General features: G+C 48.5%; 14 protein-coding genes and 1 tRNA gene. 11 read left to right on the top strand and 4 right to left on the bottom strand.

The features are described from left to right. Window positions 1–104 precede the first annotated feature (104 nt). Window positions 105–1,652 (top strand): methyl-accepting chemotaxis protein, encoded by a 1,548-nt coding sequence (locus tag FKP33_RS11145; RefSeq protein ID WP_141335049.1) that lies wholly within the window; start codon window positions 105–107, stop codon window positions 1,650–1,652. A gap of 266 nt (window positions 1,653–1,918) precedes the next feature. On the opposite strand, the gene FKP33_RS11140 is transcribed toward FKP33_RS11145, so the two are convergent. The 3 genes from FKP33_RS11140 to FKP33_RS27125 all read right to left on the bottom strand — a co-directional run bounded on the left by FKP33_RS11140 (window position 1,919) and on the right by FKP33_RS27125 (window position 5,518). Then, complete coding sequence (locus FKP33_RS11140; protein WP_054797595.1) at window positions 1,919–2,956, bottom strand: ribonucleotide-diphosphate reductase subunit beta; 1,038 nt, start codon at window positions 2,954–2,956, stop codon at window positions 1,919–1,921. Window positions 2,957–3,090: 134 nt separating this feature from the next. Further along, a complete protein-coding gene (locus tag FKP33_RS11135) occupies window positions 3,091–5,316 on the bottom strand; it encodes a ribonucleoside-diphosphate reductase subunit alpha (RefSeq protein WP_127608398.1) in 2,226 nt (741 codons plus the stop codon). A gap of 37 nt (window positions 5,317–5,353) precedes the next feature. Then, a complete protein-coding gene (locus tag FKP33_RS27125; protein WP_155614566.1) occupies window positions 5,354–5,518 on the bottom strand; it encodes a hypothetical protein in 165 nt (54 codons plus the stop codon). Window positions 5,519–5,767: 249 nt separating this feature from the next. On the opposite strand from FKP33_RS27125, the gene FKP33_RS11130 reads away from it, so the two are divergent. Both FKP33_RS11130 and FKP33_RS11125 read left to right on the top strand, forming a co-directional pair. Next, window positions 5,768–7,396: a copper resistance CopC/CopD family protein gene (locus FKP33_RS11130; RefSeq protein WP_258313433.1), complete on the top strand. Its 1,629-nt coding sequence runs from the start codon at window positions 5,768–5,770 to the stop codon at window positions 7,394–7,396. 148 nt (window positions 7,397–7,544) lie between these two features. Next, entirely contained in the window at window positions 7,545–9,296 is a 1,752-nt protein-coding gene (locus tag FKP33_RS11125; RefSeq protein ID WP_141335045.1) for a putative bifunctional diguanylate cyclase/phosphodiesterase, read from the top strand. Between the two features lie 268 nt (window positions 9,297–9,564). Here FKP33_RS11125 and FKP33_RS11120 read toward each other — a convergent pair whose 3' ends face one another. Then, window positions 9,565–10,485, bottom strand: coding sequence for an aldo/keto reductase (locus tag FKP33_RS11120; protein WP_127608401.1), 921 nt, complete (start codon window positions 10,483–10,485; stop codon window positions 9,565–9,567). 167 nt (window positions 10,486–10,652) lie between these two features. Between FKP33_RS11120 and FKP33_RS11115 the strand changes: the two genes are divergently transcribed. The 8 genes from FKP33_RS11115 (at window position 10,653) to fosB (ending at window position 20,099) form a co-directional block, all read left to right on the top strand. Further along, a tRNA-Gly gene (locus FKP33_RS11115) sits at window positions 10,653–10,723 on the top strand. Window positions 10,724–11,704: 981 nt separating this feature from the next. Continuing rightward, window positions 11,705–12,262, top strand: coding sequence for a helix-turn-helix domain-containing protein (locus FKP33_RS11110; protein ID WP_181410120.1), 558 nt, complete (start codon window positions 11,705–11,707; stop codon window positions 12,260–12,262). 518 nt (window positions 12,263–12,780) lie between these two features. After that, complete coding sequence (locus FKP33_RS11105; RefSeq protein WP_141335041.1) at window positions 12,781–14,067, top strand: MFS transporter; 1,287 nt, start codon at window positions 12,781–12,783, stop codon at window positions 14,065–14,067. A 271-nt stretch (window positions 14,068–14,338) separates the two neighbouring features. After that, window positions 14,339–15,613, top strand: coding sequence for an aconitase family protein (locus tag FKP33_RS11100; RefSeq protein ID WP_141335039.1), 1,275 nt, complete (start codon window positions 14,339–14,341; stop codon window positions 15,611–15,613). Window positions 15,614–15,671: 58 nt separating this feature from the next. Next, a complete protein-coding gene (locus FKP33_RS11095) occupies window positions 15,672–16,193 on the top strand; it encodes a 3-isopropylmalate dehydratase small subunit (protein WP_141335037.1) in 522 nt (173 codons plus the stop codon). A 41-nt stretch (window positions 16,194–16,234) separates the two neighbouring features. Further along, complete coding sequence (locus FKP33_RS11090; protein WP_141335035.1) at window positions 16,235–17,089, top strand: isocitrate lyase/PEP mutase family protein; 855 nt, start codon at window positions 16,235–16,237, stop codon at window positions 17,087–17,089. 910 nt (window positions 17,090–17,999) lie between these two features. Then, on the top strand, window positions 18,000–19,475 hold the full coding sequence (locus tag FKP33_RS11085; RefSeq protein WP_141335033.1) for a protein adenylyltransferase SelO: 1,476 nt from the start codon (window positions 18,000–18,002) through the stop codon (window positions 19,473–19,475). Between the two features lie 198 nt (window positions 19,476–19,673). Beyond that, window positions 19,674–20,099: a metallothiol transferase FosB gene (gene fosB / locus FKP33_RS11080; protein WP_141335031.1), complete on the top strand. Its 426-nt coding sequence runs from the start codon at window positions 19,674–19,676 to the stop codon at window positions 20,097–20,099. The last annotated feature ends 282 nt before the right edge of the window (window positions 20,100–20,381 follow it).

Raw genomic sequence — 20,381 nt, 5'->3', positions numbered from 1 at the left:
GGTCTTTGCATTTTCTTCACTTATGCCGCATGATAAAATGCCGATATATAGGATAAAGGGCTTAGTTTCATAGGACCGAAAGAACGAAAAAGGATGTGTCGAATATGTCCAAACCGCTCGATATGCTCACGATTAAAAATCGAATGACTTTGCCAGTTACCTTGGGCACGTATTTGTTAGCGCTGCTTACCCATGTTTTATTCCGTTGGGTAGAGGTGCTTCACACGCACCACGGCGTCGATCTCGCCCATTATGCGCTCGTCCTGAACGGATTGCTGGTCGCCCCCGTTCTGTTCCTGGCGGCCGGCGCGGTTTTATTTGCGATGGGACGTCAGCGCTACGTGCCGGTAGCCAACGCACTCGCGATGACGTTCTCGAGCGTGTCGATGATTTTCGTAGCCGGAGGCATGGTGGAGTTTTTCTTCTCGGTCTTTATGGTCATCGCTTTGATGGCTTTCTATGAAAGCACCGCGCTCATCTGGATGATGACGGCGGTATTCGCCCTTCAGTATGTATCGGCTTACGTATTTTATCCGGCGCTCGTCTTCGGCTCGGAAGGGTATGGGTGGATCCTGCTGGCCATCGACCTGGTCTTCCTGCTGCTGACGGCGGGCACGACCATCTGGCAAATTTCCAAGAAGAAAGTGACTGTTGACCTGCTGGAGGCCGACAAGGCACAGAAGCTTCAGCTGCTGCTTCGGACACTTGAGCGGCTGAACGCCAGCTCGGGTCAGCTGGTTCAGTATGTGGAGCATTTGAACGGCAACGCGGACCGTACATTGGCGGAAAACCGCAGCATCACAGACGCGATGGAGCGGATGGCAGCGGCCACCGAAGAGCAGGCGCACAACAGTAAGGACAGCGCGCGCGCGATGGAGGAAATGGCGATTGGCGTGCAGCGGGTGGCGGAATCGTCCGGTACGGTGACCGAAGCGTCGCTCGGCATGGTGCGCGAGGCGGAGAAGGGAAGCAGCACGATCGAGCATGCGGTGCGGCAGTTAGATTCGCTGAGGCACACTTCGCAGGAGGTGTCCGCCGAACTGGAGCGATTGGAGCGGCAATCGATGCAAATCGGCGAAATTGCGACGCTCATTTCGGGGATCGCGTCGCAGACGAATTTGCTGGCGTTGAACGCGGCTATTGAAGCGGCGCGCGCCGGTGAGCACGGCAGCGGCTTTGCCGTCGTCGCACACGAGGTTCGCAAGCTGGCCGAACAATCCGAATTGTCGGCCGGGCAGATCAAGACGTTGATCGAGGAGATTCAAGAAGCGACGACTTCGGCCGTGCGCGTGATGAGCTTGGGTTCGGTGGAGGTGGAGACGAGCCATAGCGCTGTGAACGAGGCCGGGGAAGTCTTTAAGCTGATCGTCGAAGAATCGCGCAAAGTATGCGATCAAATTCAAGAAATCTCTGCAACGGCTGAGCAAATGTCGGCGGGAACGGAGGAAGTGTCGGCCTCGCTGAACGAAGTGGCGCGGCTTTCCGAAGATCATGCTTCGGGCGTCCAGAAGGTGCTCCTCTCGTCGCAGCATCAGTTGAAAGCAATGGAGTCCATCACGACCGCGACGGAGGGATTGAACCGGCTGGCGCATGAATTGGAGGCCGTCTGCAGCGGATTGAAGGATGAGGCGTTCCAAAACGAAAAGCGGTAGTCGTCGCTGACGCAAGCAGGGCACTGCGTCAAGGCCGTCTGGATCAAGCGTCCGCTCGAATCGGGGAATCGAGGTACAGTGGCGCTTGATTTGGCCGATTGGGGTAGAAGTAAGGTTCGTTAACAAAATAAGAAGCCTTCCATGTTCGACAAGGAAGGCTTCTTATTTTTGACATTAGAACGGCCCAGAACACGGCAACTTCTCAACAGTAGCCGAACGCAGGTACTTATCCTTATCAGCGGACAATCCTGATACCCAATTTCCGCTTATAGATCGTCCCAGTTCAGATTCGACGATTTGCTGTAGTTTGTTACCTTTTGCTCGAAGAAGTCGGTCTTCATGCTGTTCATGTTGCTGAAGCTTTCGACCCATTTCATCGGATGTTCGACGACCTCCGGATATAAAATGTCCAGTCCCAGCTTGCGCAGACGTTCGTTGGAAAGGTACTTGATATACTGATCCAAAATTTCGTTGCTCAGGCCGTTGATTTTGTTGTCGGTGATGTATTGGCCCCATTCGATTTCGTGTTGAACGGCGGTCCGCATCATGTTGCGCAGGTCCTCGACCAGCTCGTCGGTAAATATCTCCGGATTTTCTTTGCGTATTTCCCGGAAAATATTCTGGAACAGCGCCAGGTGCGTCAGCTCGTCCCGCTGGATGTACTTGATCTCGGAGACGGTGCCAAGCATCTTGCCTTGGCGTCCAAGGGCGTAGAAGAAGCTGAACCCGCTGTAAAAGTACAAGCCTTCGAGAATGTAGTTGGCCATGATCGTGCGCATCAGGTTGTCCGTAGTCGGATTCTCGATAAACCGCTCATACAGGTCGGTAATGAACCGGTTGCGGCGTGCCAAATGTTTATCCTCGCGCCACTGGTTGTAAATGTCGTCACGCACTTCTGCGGAGCAGACGCTGTCCAGGATGTAGGAGTAGCTTTGGCTGTGTACCGCTTCCTGGAACGTCTGCACGGTCAGGCACAGGTTCACCTCGGGCGCGGTAATGTATTCGTTGATGTTAGGCAAATTGGCCGTTTGCAGCGAATCGAGGAAGATCAGGAAGCTGATAATTTTATCATAGCTTTGCCGTTCCGCGGGAGATAGAAATTTATAATCCTTCGCATCCTGGGCGAGCGGAATTTCCTCCGGAATCCAGAAGTTGTTCATCATCGTCCGGTACATCTTCGTCGCCCAGTCGTATTTAACGTTATTCAGCTCGATCAGGTTCGTCGTATTGCCGCCAATCATGCGGCGTTTGCCCCAGTCCCGGTCGCCGTTCTCGTTAAAGAGCTTTTTCTTCTGCAAATCCATGGCTATCAAACCCTCCCATTGTATTACGCTCTGTCACCTTACTAAGCCTATCTATGCTTAACCATGCAAACAGGGGCAAAGCCCCTGTCTAGCATTTCATATCCTGATGGTTCGTATGCATGATTCCGGCTTGCTTATGCGCTGCAGCTGACGCAATCTTCGACTTCCAAGCTTTTGTTGCGGACGTAATAGACGGTTTTCAGGCCGTTCTCCCAAGCCGCCATGTACAGCTCGAGGAATTCGCGCGCCGACAGCTCGGGCGTGATGTACAGGTTGAACGATTGCGATTGATCGATATGCCGTTGACGTGCGCCTGCAGCCTTGATGCTCCACAACTGGTCGATTCGATGGGCTTCCTTATAGTACCACATCGTTTCCTGCGACAAATTCGGCGCCGTTTGCGGAATGACCGCATTTTTCTTCTCTTCCACGAAAAATTTGTTGAAGATCGGATCAATGCCCGCCGTCGATCCGGCGATGAGCGATGTCGACGCCGTAGGGGCGATCGCGAACATCCAGCCGTTGCGGACGCCGTATTTCGCAACTTCCTCTTTTAACGCCAGCCATTCCGGGCTGTTGTAGCCTCTGGACTCGAAGTAAGCGCCGGATTGCCATTCGCTGCCTTCGAAGGCCGGGTAGGTGCCCTTCTCCTTCGCAATTTCCATCGATGCTTTAATGGCGTAGTAGTTCATCCACTCGTACACTTCGTCGGCTTTCGCCACATGCTCGTCGGACTCCCAGTTGATTTTCAGCTGCGCCAGCATTTGGTGGTAGCCGCTGGAGCCGAGGCCGACGGCACGGTATTTCTTATTCGTAATTTCCGCTTGCGGAATCGGGTAGTAGTTCAAGTCGATGACGTTGTCCATCATGCGCATTTGCGTCGTAACGACGCGCTCGATATCTTCCTTCGTGTACACACGTCCCAAGTTGGTGGAGGACAGGTTGCACACCACGAAATCGCCGGATTTCACTTGCGAAGTGATAATGCCGTCTTCATGCGTCGTCTGGATGATCTCGGTCGGGCTCATGTTTTGGCAAATTTCCGTGCACAGGTTGGAGCAGTAGATCATGCCTTTATGCTTGTTCGGGTTGGCTCGATTCACGGTGTCGCGGAAAAAGATGAACGGCGTTCCGGTTTCGAACGAGCTCGTCAAAATACGCTTCATAATATCGATCGCCGGGATTTCATCCCTGGATATCTTCTCGTCGTTCACGCACTCGAGGTAGCGTTCTTCCCACTGCTCGCCGTACGAATCCTCGAGCGAGTAGCCTTTGTTTTTGCGCACTTCGTGCGGATCGAACAAATACCAGGAGCCGCGCTCCTGTACCGTCTTCATGAACAAGTCGGGGATACAAACGCCCGGGAAAATATCGTGCGCCTTCATCCGATCGTCGCCGTTGTTCGTCTTCAGGTTCAAGAAGTCGAGAATGTCTTTATGCCATACGTCGAGGTATACCGCAACGGCTCCGGAGCGGACGCCGAGTTGGTCGACGGCGACGGCGGTGTTGTTGTAGTTTTTAATCCACGGCACGACGCCGCCGGCGACACCCTTGTATCCGCGGATGTTGGAGCCGCGGCTGCGCACCTTCCCGACGTATATCCCCATGCCGCCGCCATGCTTCGACACTTGCGCGAAGCTTTGGTCGACATTGTATATGCCCCATAGGTTGTCCGGCACGGTGTCGATGAAGCAGCTGGACAATTGATGCAGCGGCTTGCGCGCGTTCGCAAGCGTCGGCGTCGCCACGGTCATCTCAAGGCTGCTGAGCACGTCGTAGAACTGCTTCGCCCAGCGCAGCTTGTCCGATTCCTTCATGGCCAGATGCATCGCCACTCCCATGAACAGCTCTTGCGGCAGCTCAAGCACTTCCTTGTCCAAGCCGCGGATCAGGTAGCGGTCGGACAACGTTTTGAGTCCGATATAGTTGAGCAGGTAATCTCGCTCCGGCTTGATGTAAGCGCCGAGCTCGTTGATTTCGTCGCGCGTGTAGTGCTCGAGGATATAAGTACCGTACAGGCCCAAATCGGTCAAGTATGTAACCAAGGAATACAGGTCGCCGTAACCGAAGTGACCGTATTTGCGGTTCAAGCGAGCTTCTTTATACAGGTCGTAGGCGAGCAGCTTGGCGGCCACGTACTGCCAGTTCGGCTGTTCCACGCTAGTTTTCTCAACAGCCACTTGAATGAGCAGTCGTTGAATTTCTTTCGTCGTAATGCCGTTTCGGAATAAAGGAAGGAGCGCCGTCTCAAGCTCGAGCGGATCGCACTCCGGGTAAGTTTCACAAGCGAAATCAATGACCTTTTTCATCTTGGCGAACACGAGTTCTTCTTTCGTGCCGTCGCGTTTTACGATAATCATAAATCCAGCTCCTCTAAACGTAAAATGGTAGGGCGGGTCAAACGGCAAGGCGAATAAAAAGCACGCCGCAGCCGATTTGCTCGGCGGCAGCATGCCAGTGCATCATCTCGATGTTGTCGATCTCTTGTTGAATTACGTCGAATTTCGCGGAATTCCGTGTGTGAAGATTTCCGGAGAAAATTTCGATTTTGTTAAATTCCACACAATATATCGTGGTATTTGGTTATTCGCCCCACAATATATAGTTGTTCCGTTTGGGCGATAAGATGAATTTACATGATTGCACGTCGTTCTGTCAATCTCTTATTTCGCTGGAATTTGTCTATTCATAGAACTGCTTTGGAAGTTAACGCGGATTTGGTTTAGCTTACACGTTTATGCTACATTTAAGGTTGGGAACACAAGCGCCAGGTTATCGGGCGTGCGTTGCCCGGGCAGAGGAGGAATGATGTTGAAGCGATTATTTTACTATATAGGCCTTGTAGCGATCTTATTGCTCAGCTTTATGCCGGCGCAGCCGGTCAGCGCGCATGCAGGTCTCGTCCAGGCGGTACCGGATGCGAACAGCGAGCTGCGGGAGTCCCCGGCTGCCGTCGCACTAACCTTTAATGAACGGCTGGAGGAAGGACTCTATTATTTACGCGTCTATGATTCTAACAAGCGGAGGGTGACGGAACAGCCCGCCGTTTTGAACGAAGCGCACACCGTATTGACGCTGCAGCTGCCGCCGCTGGAGAAGGGGACCTATTTAACGACGTACCACGTGATCTCCGCAGACGGGCACCCGGTTGAGGGCAGCTATTTGTTCGCCGTCGGACAAACCCTGGATACGCCGTCCGGCACGCAGCCCGATGCTTCGATGGAACACATGCACCGCCATGACGGTCTGCTGGACGCTTTCGGCACGAAAGACGTGCTGCAGTACGCGGCCCGTATTGCCTTTTATATGACGATGCTGGCGCTGACCGGCTGGCTGATGTGGATGCGCTGGTTCGGGGTCGACCGTCCGGATGACCTTCGTCTTTCCTTAAAAAGAATCGCAGTCGGCTTGCAGCAAACGTACACGATCGTTTACATCTTATTTATGGGCGCGCATTTGGGCGATTTGATCGGGGACGGCGGAACGGACAGTCTCGTTCGGCTGTTTACGCAAACGACGATTGGCTACGCTTGGCTCGGCGGCCTGCTGCTGGCCCTGCTTTCCTTCGTATGCCTGTACCACCGGGCATGGCTCGATTATGCGTGGGTGGCGCTCGTTTGGTTTGCCAAAAGCTTGCTCGGCCATGCCGCCGCGTTCGAGCCTCGAGGACAGACGCTGCTCCTCGATTGGCTTCACTTGGGAGCCGCTTCCGTATGGGTCGGCGGTTTGGTCATGCTTCTTTACTTCGCTAGTGCGAAGAAAGAAGCGTTTCGGGTATTTCTGCCGATGTTTTCTTCCGCGGCGCTCTGGAGCGTTTTGCTGCTCGCCGTATCGGGCGCGATGTCCGTATTCATTTTCTTGCCGGACATCAGCTACGTCCTGGAGACGAGCTGGGGGTTATGGCTGCTCGCCAAAACCGCCCTCGTCCTGCTTGTTGTCTTGACAGCGGCCGTTATTCGCCGCCTATTCAAGCGCAAACGCGAGCGCACGCTGGGGGTTCTCGTGCGAATTGACGCTGGTCTTATGGCTTGCATTGTTGTCATCGTCGGCATCTTCACGTATATGACTCCGCTGCCGCCCAATGAGCCGCTGCGCTGGCATGTGATGGGCGAGAAGCAGCATATGACGGCGCAAATTAGCCCGAATGCGCCGGGCGTGAACGATTTTACGGTGAAGGTATGGCTGCCGGAGAAGCTGGGGGAGCCGAAGCAGGTGCTGATGAAGCTGCATGCCAAGGAAATGCCGGACGTTGCCCCGTTTCAGGTGCCGCTGGAACCGGTGGAGGATAATAGTGTCGAAGAATCTTTCGGGATGAAACGATACACCTATAAGGCACGGGGGGCGTATCTCCCGTATGCGGGGACATGGCAGCTGGAAGTGCGTGTCATGGATTCCAACGATGATGAAACGGTATATCACAATGAAATCCGGATCTATTGAACCAAACGGATTTCGACATAATTCTGCCTTCTGCCCTCGGTTTTCTAGCCTTTAGATAGGACTTATAGACCAAAAATATCTTGTCCTTTCGAACTAGGAACATTACAATAGGTTATATACCTTTAAGAAGAGGAAGCAGAGGCTTGTCATGGTACAAATGCACAATACTTCGGATACGAATCCGAGGCGGGAGACGAAGTGGCACGAACATTTCATCTTTCTGCGATTGTGGTTCATTCTAGTCGGAACTGAAATCGTTCTGCTTTCCTTGAAGGAAGTTATCGGCTGGACGAACGATTCATTGGATTACATCCGGTTAGCTGCAATTTCGCTTGTCGCCGCTCCGGTTCTTTACAAAACCATGAAGCATATTCGTTCCAGCCGTCTTTTGAATATGGTGCTGGTCATCGTCGGTTGTATGATGGCTTTGGACCTCTTAGAAATGATGTTACGTTTGTTTGTCATGAGAGAGAGAAAGTGGTCCGGGGATCTGTTCGATATGGTGTTTCTCTTGCTTGTGACAGGACCTTTGTTATACGCGGTCGCCGGCGAAATTCGCCAACGTGAAAAAACGGTCCGTCAGCTTACCTATTTGGCCTATCACGATCAACTGACCGGGCTGCCTAACCGTCAAATGTTTCTACAGTCGCTGTCGTTAGCCATCGAGGCTGCCCGAACGTCCAACCGGCAACTGTCGGTCATGCTGATCGATTTGGACCGCTTCAAGCATGTGAATGAGACGTTCGGTCATGCTTTCGGCGATTTGCTGCTGATTGAAGCTGCGGAACGCTTGAAAGTCGGCCTGCGAGCGGGAGATGTCGTTTCCCGGCAAGGCGGCGATGAGTTCACCGTGCTTGTTGAAGATACTGTGCTAGCCGGCGATGCGGAGAAGGTCGCGCAAAAAATCATCGGCCTGCTGAACCAACCGTTCTCGATGGAAGGACATGTGCTTCGCGTCGGCTGCAGCATCGGGATCGCCATGTACCCGCAGGACGGCGAAGATGCGATCACGCTGATGAAGAATGCCGATGCCGCGCTGTATCGCGCGAAGGACGGCGGCAAGAACGGCTATCAGTTCTATCAAGAGGAAATGAACGACACCGTCATCCAGAAGCTGGTGATGGAGGAGTGGCTTAACCAGGCGCTGGAAAAGGAAGAGTTTGTGCTGTACTACCAGCCGCAGGTCGATATTTTCAGCAGCCGAATTAACGGAATGGAAGCGCTGCTACGCTGGAATCATCCGCGTCTGGGCTTCATTTCTCCCAGTGAGTTCATTCCGCTTGCGGAAGAAACCGGCCTAATCCTTCCCATCGGGGAGTGGGTATTGCGCACGGCCTGCAAGCAAAACAAAGCCTGGCAGCTTGCCGGCTTTACTCCATTGAAGATGGCGGTCAATATCTCGCCGCTCCAGTTCCATCAGCAGAACTTCGTCGATATCGTGCTAAGGGCGCTCCAAGACAGCGGGTTGGAACCGCATTATTTGGAGCTTGAAGTTACTGAAAGCATCGCGATGTATCACGTCGATCGGGTTATCGAAAAGCTGCAAACGCTGCGGGAATTAGGCGTACATATATCCATGGACGACTTCGGCACGGGCTATTCGTCGCTGAGCTACTTAAAGAAATTCCCGATCAACAAGCTGAAGATCGCGCAGCAGTTTGTCCGCGACATTACGGACGACCCCGACGATGCCGCCATCGTGCAAGCGATTATGGCGATGGCTCACAGCTTGAAGCTGAACGTCATTGCCGAAGGCGTGGAGACGGAGGAGCAGCTTTCGTTCCTTCTGGATGTCAAGTGCCGCGAGATCCAGGGTTTTATCTACTCAAGGCCGATTCCGGCAATGGAGTTTACGAATTTACTGCAGCGGGTATCGAGCAGTGGTGGAGCTGCTGTATGAAGGAGAGAGGATGCGGCATTGCTTTTGCTGAGCTCAAGCCTCTTGTTTATTAACCACAGTCCCAGGAAGCAAAGAAATAAGACCGCTCACATTTATTAAGATGTGAAGCGGTTTTTTGGCGTGGATGTACTTACCTAAAAAAGTGAGTCTGCCTGAGGACGTCCAACTTGTCGTCTCCGGTTCATGAAAGGCACGTATTCCTTCCGTGTGAAACAAAAACTCCCGTCTCCACAAACGGTGGCCGAACGGGAGTATGTGTCGGAAGGAGCTATTCCTTCCAATTTTGCGGATGCCCTTCGCCGACATAGTCGGCCGCAGCGGCATTAGCTCTCACTTGCTCGGGGCTTTTGCAGCCTGGGATGACGGCGGTGACGGCCGGATGCTTCAAGCACCAAGCGAGCGCCCACGTCGACATGTCCAGGCCGGCCGGTACTTCGTTACGGCGGATTTGTTCGACTTCCTCGAGCTTGAGGCGCGTTTGCTCCGCCTCATGACGAGAGCGCACGTCATTGGCGGCGAATACGGCGCCGGGCTTGTACTTGCCGCTCAAGTAACCGCTGGCTAGCGGCACGCGCGCCAGTACGCCCAGCTGCTGCGATTCGCATGAAGGGAAGACGCGCTCCTCTGGCTTGCGGTCGAGCCGGTTGTACACGACTTGAATCACTTCCGAGCCTACCCGGGAAGACGCTTCGACCTGATGTAAATTATCGTTGCTGGCGATCGACGTCCCGAGGTGGCGGATTTTCCCGGCCTGCACCTGCTTGTTCAGCATCGTCCAGAGCGCTTCGTTGTCGAACACCTCGTTCGTTCCGGAATGGAACTGGTAGATGTCGATGTAATCGGTCTGCAGCGCCTTCAACGACGCATCGAGCTGCGCCAGCACTTCGTCCGCCGACCATACCTGCGAACGGGTGAAATTCTCATGGAAGTGATGGCCGAACTTCGTCGCGATCACCCAATCCTCGCGCCGGCTGCGAGCGATGTACTGGCCGATCAGCTTCTCCGATGTATGATCGCCGTAGCATTCGGCCGTATCGATCAGGTTGATGCCGCATTCGCGCGCTTCATCGAGAATGGCGTCCGCCTCGCTTTGCGTGTAGGGCTTACCCCATTCACCGCCGAGCTGCCAAGTGCCGACGCCGATGACGGACACCTTCAGGTTTGTTTTGCCTAGTACCCGGTACTTCATAAATCGATTCCTCCTTGGAATGGATTGGAAAATGATATATGTAAATCATATCGGTTTCCGGACGGGAGTTCAAATGTTAGTGTTTTCGCAGAGTTCCCTCTGCTTCAGCAGTTTCATCTAGACAAATGGCCCCACAGCGCGTATAATGTGAACTAGCTGTTTCACCCGCGGGTGTAGTTCAATGGCAGAACTCCAGCTTCCCAAGCTGGTGGCGTGGGTTCGATTCCCATCACCCGCTTACCGAGAAAACCCTTGAGAAATCAAGGTTTTTTTCATTTTCATGGAGTACTACATTTGGGCTGAAATGTTGTTTGGGGACGGATTGGGGACGAAATTTTTCGGATTAAACTTGTCCAGCTTGTCAGCTGTATCTCGAGAAACCTTCTTAGTGACATGCGCATAGTAATCTGTTGTTACCTCAAACTTGGAATACCCAAGTCGTTCCTGCCGAAAAGATTCTTTTATTACATCGTCGTCTTCATTGTTGATTTGTGGATGTTTTTGAGGGGATTTGGTTTTGTAAGTCACCTGATGTTTATGCTCTTAAATTATGATACTCCGTATGGTCGGGATATTCCTTAAGTTCGTGGAGCATCCTATGATACGTACCCATTGTTTCATTTTTAGGTATGATGACCCATAATGCCCGTTTCTGTAATGGTTTACAAGGGCGTTACATATTGTAGTGGATAAGAAGAATAGACTCAAAGGTAATTTCGAGGACCGCCAGTTAGTCAAAAGGTAAGGTATCCATCGCTTACGTTACCGAATTACAATTTCTGTCGTGATTGATGGTGTCAGGCAGACATATGCGATTGCAAGGGGGCTTCAGGTGAAGCTTCTCTTTTTTGTATGATAAAGAAGAAGACGATACCGACAGCGCTGTGGCGGTCGTTCCATCCCGACCAAACATCGTCGTGTGAATCCGAACTTCAAATCAGTCGCGGGAGATGGGATATATGTAGGGAAAAACGGCACATCAGTGAGCATCAAGGTCACTAAGGATTACAGAAAGGGTAAAAAGTACTAAATCGGGAAGAAAAATAGTTCAATTTATTATTACATGTTATAATGGAGTAAATTCGAATTAGCTGCATAGGCCTTAGACAAAGCCCAAGGTGATAAAGCGGCTAAAGCCAATAAAAGCTTGTGGATGAAATCAAATTGTAAAATACGGGGTTATAAAAAAGGACTTCGCTTTAACGTTGGGAGATTTTATATGAATATTGGCCAAAACATTAGAACCTATCGCGCAAAAAAGGGGCTCTCATTAACTAAACTTTCACAAATAACCGGATTTTCAATAAGTCTCTTGAGTCAAATTGAACGTAACATCGCAAATCCATCGGTAAATACATTAAAAAAGATCAGTGATGCCTTGGATGTACAATTAGCATATTTTTTTATGGAAAATGGAAAAGATAACGAAATCCTCGAGAAGAATCACATTGTTAGAGCAAATAAACGAAAGATGCTTTCTTCATCGGAATCTAAAACCGAGATGTACCTGTTATCTCCAGATTTAAATGGCGATATTGAACTGCTTTTAATTATTGCTCATCCGGGCGGTAAAAGCGGAGATGATTATTATTCGCATAAAGGAGAAGAGTGCGGGTTTGTGATCCAAGGTTCCATGGAGATTGATTTGAATGGTCAAATTTTCACCATTCATGAAGGAGACAGTACGCAATTCAAAAGCGAAATACCTCATAAATGGGTAAATGTTGGTCCCGATAAATTAATTTCCATCTGGGCCATTACGCCGCCCTCTTATTGATCAACAAGTATTAAGGGGCGTCCCCCAAATTAGCTGACATAATCGGCATGGCACAAGCAAATATAGGTTGGATAAAAGCAAAAACGGTAGCTCCAGGGTAGCCCTGGGACTACCGTTTTTGCTTTTTGCTGAAGCAGAAAGCGAAAGCGCCGGAAATTCCGGCGATTGTTTAGATTATGCCGCATTACTCCAGTCTTCCTGCTAAAGACAGGAATGATCCATTTGGGACAGCCCCTTTTTTGTTCAAACCAAATAAGCCCTGTATTAATTTTACTGTTTACAAGAATAAAATTTCAGTATATATTCAAAACGTATTAATATTTTAAAAATATTGAAAGGTGGGCTGAGATTGGAGACGTAAAAGGGGCATCACATTTTAAACATCTGGACTGATGGATTTCATAAGTTACAAGTACGAAAGCAATTTTGATAATCGGAGATGATCATGATGCATAAAGTCTAAATTTTTTATTTTTGAATTTGAAATCGCTCACAAAAATCATTATGGGGGTTATAAAGTGAATTTACAAGAAAAACAACGTGGTTTGGAACGTGGATTTTATCGCTATTCTTGGAAATTATTGATTGTCATGTGGGCTGTTTATTTAATTGATATTTTCATGCGATACAATATTCCAACGGTAATTCCGATTTTAAGAAAAGAATACAATTGGAGTGCTGCAACTGTCGGATGGATTGACTCCGCTTATTTGTGGGCATACGCGATTATGCAAGTGCCTTGGGGATATATTAGTGAACGCTGGTTGGGTGCTAAATGGACCGTTACAATTGGCACTGCAATCATGACATTAGCCAGCGTGATTTATGCTTTTAAGGTCGATAGCGTGGGTCTTAGCATAGCGGCAAGAGCGTTAATTGGTGTCGGAGCGGCAGCCGTTTGGGTACCTGCATATCCCGTATTAGCGCGCTGGTTCGCGCCGAGAAAAAGAGGTATTTCAACTGGCATCATGGCAACTGGGGGAGCGTTGGGACAATTTTTAGGCGGAGCTTTAATGCCGATACTCATATTGGGTTCCGTTTCCATATTTGGTTTGAGCCAGATTCAAAGCGGATTTCTTTGGTCCGCTCTGCCGGGAGTTATCATGATTTTTATTGTTCCCTTTCTTGTTAAAAATCGTCCTGAGGAAATCGGATTGGTTTCTTTGGATGTAGATAAAGTAAAAAGCGATGTTGATGCGGCCGAAGACGAACCTTCTTTCGGATATATTATGAAACGTTCATGGTATCCTTATCTATTATCCATTGTGTATGCAGGTTATTTGGGAGCGCTTTACTTTGTTTGGACATGGTTCGCGGCTTTTCTCCAACATAAATATGGAATTGACATTCGTGCAGCCGGATTTCTATGGGCAATTGCCTCTACCGTTCCCGCCTTACTAAGTCAACCTGTCGGAGGCATTTTATCCGACAAGCTTGGCCGTAAAAAGGTTGCTTCCGGCGCATTGATCGGAACCGCGATTTTATCAGCGCTTTTCGCTGTCTTTGATCTGATCTCGGTTCCATTGTGGTTAACAATGGTTTTGGTTTTGATATTCGCCTTTTTTGTGAATATGTGGGTTGTTATTTGGCCATTTACGACGACCATGTTCCCCACAAAAGCGAGCGCGCCGATCGGTGGCGTCATGAGTATGTCGGCACAGTTGGTAGGAGCATCGGCTCCGGTTATCTCGGGTTATTTCATTGATGCTTCTTCAACTTATACTCACGTCTTTCTTCTTGGCTCGATATGTGCCTTTGTTGGATTTATCGCATCTCTGTTTCTTAAAGAACATCGGGTCATATAAATTTAAGCTTAAATATGAAGTTGTAAAATCGAATATTTTAGTATATATTAAAAATATTAATACTTTGAACTTATATTTAAATATTTGAAGAAAGGGGATAGGACGATTACTTACTTTGCTGCCGGTACGATTGGAGAATAATCGCTTAAAATTGACTATGGCGGCAGACAACGAATGAATAGCTGGAACAATTTTATTAGATTTCTTATGCAAACCTCAGTTTGTAACCGTAATCATTTTTAACTGGATTTAAGACAAGGGAGGTAATGAAATGGGTAAGACTTTAAGTGAGAAAATATTGGCTAAATATGCCGGCAAAGAAAATGTCGTACCTGGCGAATATGTAGTGCTTAAAGATTTTGTAGGTCCGATTCTCTATTCCTTCTCCGGGTTCAACTGGATCGAGGATGTTCATAAAAAACTGTTGGAAGTAGGCGTAGACAAAATAGCCAAACCGGAAAATTGTATCATTAACGGCGACCACAACTATCCGCCTAAATCCATTGAAGATGTTGAACTGTTCAAGGCAGTAAGAAGCAAATCCGAAGAGCTGGGCATCAAGAACATCTATGATAAGGGCGAAGGGATCGGACATGTGGTTAATGTTGAAAAAGGGCACATTCTTCCCGGAAAAGTATTTGTGCATGTGGACCCGCAAGCCTCGAACGCCGGGGGAATAGGAGCTTTCTTTACAAACGGAGGACGTTTAGGAAGCGCTCCATATGAGGCCTATGCGTTAGGAGAAATCACTGTCCGCGTCCCTGAAACTTTGCGGATCGAAATAAACGGCAAGCTTGGCCGCAATATTAGCAGCCGGGATATTTGGTTTCATATATTAAATGATATCGGTCCTGACAGCGCATACGGAATGGTGATTGAGTTTGCCGGAACTACCATAGACGAAATGTCGATCGAACAGCGAATGGTTCTATGCGGCAACGTGATGTATGCAGGTGCAGACGGAGCGATTATGCAATCCGACAGCAAGACCCAGCAATGGTTCAAGGAAAACTTCAACATCGATGTTGAAACAATAAAAGCTGACGATGATGCGAAATATGAAAAAATATTAAAATATGACGCTGAAAAAATTGGATCGATGGTAACCTGTCCTCCTGAAATGCACACTGTAAAGCCTGCCAAAGAATTAGGCTCTATTAAAGTAAATCAATGTCTCCTCGGCACTTGCGCAGGAGGAACTCTGGACGATTTAAGAACCGCTGCGAGCATATTGAAGGGGAAAAAAATACACGCCGACGTGAGGTTCTTAGTATCTCCCGTTACAAGAAGGGTATACGAACAGGCGGCAAAAGAAGGATTGCTTGCAACGTTGTCGGAAGCCGGCGCAACTATACTCTCTTCGACTTGCGATGTATGTGTTGGTGTACAAGGGCCATTGGCGCCAGGTGAAGTAGGCTTGTCCCAACAAACGTTGAATACGCCGGGACGTTCGGGAAGCCCCGATGCGGATATTTACCTCGCAAGTGCGGCGACCATAGCCGCTTCTGCATTGACCGGTTATATCACGGATCCGCAAACTTACTAAAGTGATGTTGAGACGTGAAACCGTCTCATTTTTGTAAAGAAAGGAGATCGGTACGAGCATGAAGTTTACTGGAAAAGCAATTACGGTTTTAGGAGAGCATGTGAACTTGGATACTGCCACCGGCTGGTATTTGGGGATGGATGCGCTGCCGCCGGCCCAGTTAGCAGCTAAGTTTCTGGCGGCGTATGATCCTAAAATACCAGGTATCGTGCAAAAAAATGATATTTTGGTAGGTGGGAGAAACTTCGGTAATGGAAAAATCCATGCAAGTTTCTTCATAGGAATGAAGGTGTTAGGAATCAACTGTATAGTAGCAGAGAGTTTCTCCACTTACCTCATTGACCAATCCATGATTAACGGGATCAATCTGTTAGAGTGTCCGGGCATTTTGAAAGCAGTGGAAATGGGAGACGAAATCGAAGTAGACCTGGAAACTGCCCTGATCATCAACCGAACAAAAAATACGTCAATTACAGGGACAAAATTATCGCCGTTTATGGTTGATGTGATGAACTCCGGCGGCCATTTCGGCTGGTTGTCTAAAAAAATTGCTTCGAGAAAAACAAATACGACCATCTGAAATGGATGAGCGAAAGAAAATTGAAAAGGAGTACTTTTAATATGAATCATCAAGAAAGAAGAATAAAACTGAAATCGCTAATCGAAAAGGAAAAAAGCATTCCCGTTCCCGGCGCATACGATGCCCTGAGCGCCAGACTAGTTGAAGATGCCGGTTTTCCCGTTGTTTATGTCGGTAGTTATGCTACTTCCTCGAGCGCGTACGGACTGCCGGACATCGGTTTGTTGGGATTGCATGAAATGGTCAGCCACGCCAAAAAAACAGTAGATGCCGTATCTATTCCAGTCATTGCGGATGCGGAGAATGGGTTCAATAATGCCGCTAATATTTGGCGGACTGTCCAAGCTTTTGAACAAGCTGGTGTTTCCGGCATCCATATTGAAGATCATGAATTCGGAAAGCATGCAGACGTGCCGCAAATTCTGCTCCCGCTTGACAAAATGGTGGCTAAAATAAAGGCTGCAGTAGATGCGAAAACCGATCCCAATTTTCTTATCATCGCCCGTACAGATATGATTTGGGCCTTGAATAACTTAGAGGGCGCTATTGAACGCGCGAACGCTTTCACGGAAGCAGGAGCAGACATGGTTTTCCTTACGGGTATTCGTCCCGATGTATTAAAGGAAGTGCGCCATCGGGTCAAAGGGAAAGTGATGGCAATTGATAGCAAGGGATTCTCTGTTGCCGATGAAGAGGATGCGAACGCTAATATTGTCCTATATTACGGCTTTTCTATTTTAGCGGCTTATGCCGGGGTGAAAAAAGCTCTGGAACTTTTCCATCAAACAAAAGATCAAAGCTTGGCGGCAGAATATCTTGCGGATGTTCAAGAATTTGAAAACTTTATGGGGTACAAGGAATTTGTTGAACGTGCGAATAAATATAAGTTGGTGTAATTACGGCCCTTGATGTAACCCATATAGCCATTATACACACTATTATCAATAAACCCGTCCTGATAAAGGATGGGTTTATGCTTTTATGGATGTACTTTGTAATTGAGCGTTTTGCAGTAATCTGAGGCCTTGAGCCGTAAGGATTTTCAGATATAAAAAAAGGGACTTCACCCCAAGAAACCTATCTGGTCTATCGGATAGGTTTCCACTTCACACTCTATATGTTTCAATCCACGCTTGGATTGAAACAAGGAAGGTCAGTTGGATGTGGGCGGTAACTTTGGTCGCATCCTATCCGGATGCGTGGATTGAAATCTCTCGGTTAATTTGGATCGTTGACATGGACAAAGTCGCATCCTATCTTTAACAAGAGGAACAATTCAACATGAGATTTTGACGGGCGACCAAGCGGCACTTTTCTGTTCCCTATGGGTTAGTTGCTTCATTGGAAGTAGCCGAGGAAGTTGATGTTCATGTGTATGGAGAAGTTAGAAGTAGGATTCGACCATTTTTAGGTTTGACTGTGAGGGCCTCTTTGTTATGAATTAGTTTACCCTATCAATAGATGCGGCTAGATTGTATGTTGTTTCCGTACGTCTCATGTGGAGTGTGTTGATTGAAAGCCAATAGCCCTTGTATTAAGCGGTATACAGGGTTTGAGCCTGTATAATTTCGCGTAATTGGTATTGCGCGTAGGAATAGAGGGGGAATGATTTCACTACTAAATAATATTTATAAGGCGCCATCTTTGTGTAGAAAGGGTATAATAAATTGGAAGAAGTATACACTAACAGGGCCTGTCTTGTGTTAATTTGGAAACAGAAAACTAAAAAATGCAATAGAATGCCTATGATTTTTGTCCATGTAAAAAACTAGGATACAAAAAGACTGAAGAAGAACAGGAGATACGATGACAAAGGGAAAAGAAATAATAGAGACAGGATGGAACTTCGACAACAGTTATGCCCGTCTGCCGGAATCATTTTTTACCGTCACCAACCCAACCCCAGTACGCTCACCGAAGTTGATCATTCTCAATAATCCGTTGGCAACATCCCTGGGGTTGAACGTCCAGGCGCTGCAAAGCGAAGATGGCGTAGCGGTGCTTGCCGGCAACCGGATTCCCGAAGGTGCTTTGCCTCTTGCTCAAGCTTACGCTGGGCATCAATTCGGGCATTTTACCATGTTAGGGGACGGCCGGGCTCTGCTGCTTGGCGAGCAGATCACTCCCTTCGGTGAGCGGGTTGACATTCAGCTTAAGGGTTCAGGTAGAACGCCATACTCCCGTAGGGGTGATGGTCGAGCGGCACTTGGACCGATGCTGCGCGAATACATCATCAGCGAAGCCATGCATGCGCTTGGTATTGCGACTACCCGCAGCCTAGCGGTGGTGACAACGGGTGAGTCGGTAATCCGTGAAACCGACCTGTCTGGCGCAATTTTGACTCGCGTGGCTGCCAGTCATCTGCGCGTCGGCACCTTTCAATACGTTTCAAAATGGGGCACTGCCGAGGATCTCCGGGTCCTGGCTGATTATACACTGCAACGACATTTTCCAGACGTTGACGCTGCCCAGAATCGCTATCTTTTCCTACTTCAGGAAGTGATTAAGCGTCAGGCCGTGCTGATTGCCAAATGGCAGCTGGTTGGCTTTATTCACGGGGTGATGAACACCGACAACATGGCCATTAGTGGAGAAGCCATTGATTATGGTCCTTGCGCCTTCATGGATGCCTATGACCCGTCAACGGTATTCAGTTCCATTGACACTCAAGGCCGCTATGCCTATGGCAATCAGCCGCATATTGCCGCGTGGAATCTCGCGCGATTTGCTGAAGCGCTATTGCCGCTGCTGCATGAAAATCAGGAGCAGGCTGTCGAACTGGCCCAGGATGCAATTTCAAATTTTACGGAGTGGTATCACTTGAATTGGCTCGCGGGAATGAGAGCAAAACTGGGGATATTTAACGAAGAGATAGAGGATGAATCCCTTATTGAAGACCTGCTCAGTATGATGCAAAAGTATCGTGCGGACTATACCAATACCTTCCGCGCATTAACTTTTGATACGGCGGAGGATACGGTTCTGTTTACGACCCCGGAATTTGCTCAGTGGCACGAGCTGTGGCAGGCGAGATTAGGCAGGCAGCAGGAAACGAAAGCCTCCTCGCATCAGTTGATGCGGAACAGCAATCCTGCGCTAATCCCTCGGAACCACCGGGTAGAAGCCGCACTAGAAGCCGCGGTGAAACAAGGAGACTACAGCGTGATGGAGCGGCTTCTTGATGTTCTTTCAAGCCCTTACGCGCATTCCCCCGAACAGGCTGATTACTCGACACTGCCTGCGCAATCAAACCGTCCTTACCGAACCTTTTGCGGCACATGATAATAGAAGCGTTAGGGATGGTTCTTTCTGCTATGGATCACTGCACGAACTCACACAGTATCGTAATGAATGACCAAAAAAGGCAGTCCAAAGCTGTCTTTTTTGCATTTTAAAAAGGCCAGCAGGCTTTTTGAATAGATGCATCGTATGATGTCATGTATAAAAGCATGATTATATGAAGGGGAGGGGTTTAACAAAATGGAAATCAAAGGATTAAACCATATCACTTTCTCCGTATCTAACCTTGAGAAATCAATCTTATTTTATGAGCAAGCGCTTAAAGCGAAACTTATGGTTAAAGCAGAAAAGATGGCTTATTTTGATTTACATGGTATTTGGCTTGCTTTAAATGTACAAATGGATATTCCAAGAAATGATATTCATTCATCGTATACCCACATGGCTTTTACAGTAGATGAACATGATTTTGAACATATTGAACAGCAACTTAAGAATCAAGGTGTAAGTATCCTGGATGGGCGTAATCGTGATGAAGCAAGAGAAGGAAAATCAATTTATTTTACGGACCCTGATGGACATAAATTTGAATTTCACACTGGAAATTTGCAAAAGCGAATCCAATATTATAAGGATGAAAAGAAAAACATGACATTCTATATATAATCATGTGTGAACAAAAGAGTAAGTTTCATTTACAAGCAGATGCCGCGGCAGTTTGCTTGTTTTATTGAAGTAACGTGGTACTTCAGTGCTCCAATGTTTGCGACCCTTGTTGAAAGTAATTCTAATATGTCCACTTATTCCCTGAATATTCGTAATATTTCCATCCGCCGATTGGGGCAATCTACTGGTGGAGGTGTGAACAAACAAAATGAGAAAGATCTTGGTACTGGTCCTATTGGGCACATTGGTTTTTGGAAATTCGCCGGCGGAAGTTTACAGTTT

Origin of the sequence: Paenibacillus sp. tmac-D7, assembly GCF_006519665.1 — a bacterium.
Classification (GTDB): Bacteria; Bacillota; Bacilli; order Paenibacillales; family NBRC-103111; genus Paenibacillus_G; species Paenibacillus_G validus.
This window is presented reverse-complemented; position numbering and strand designations above follow the sequence as displayed.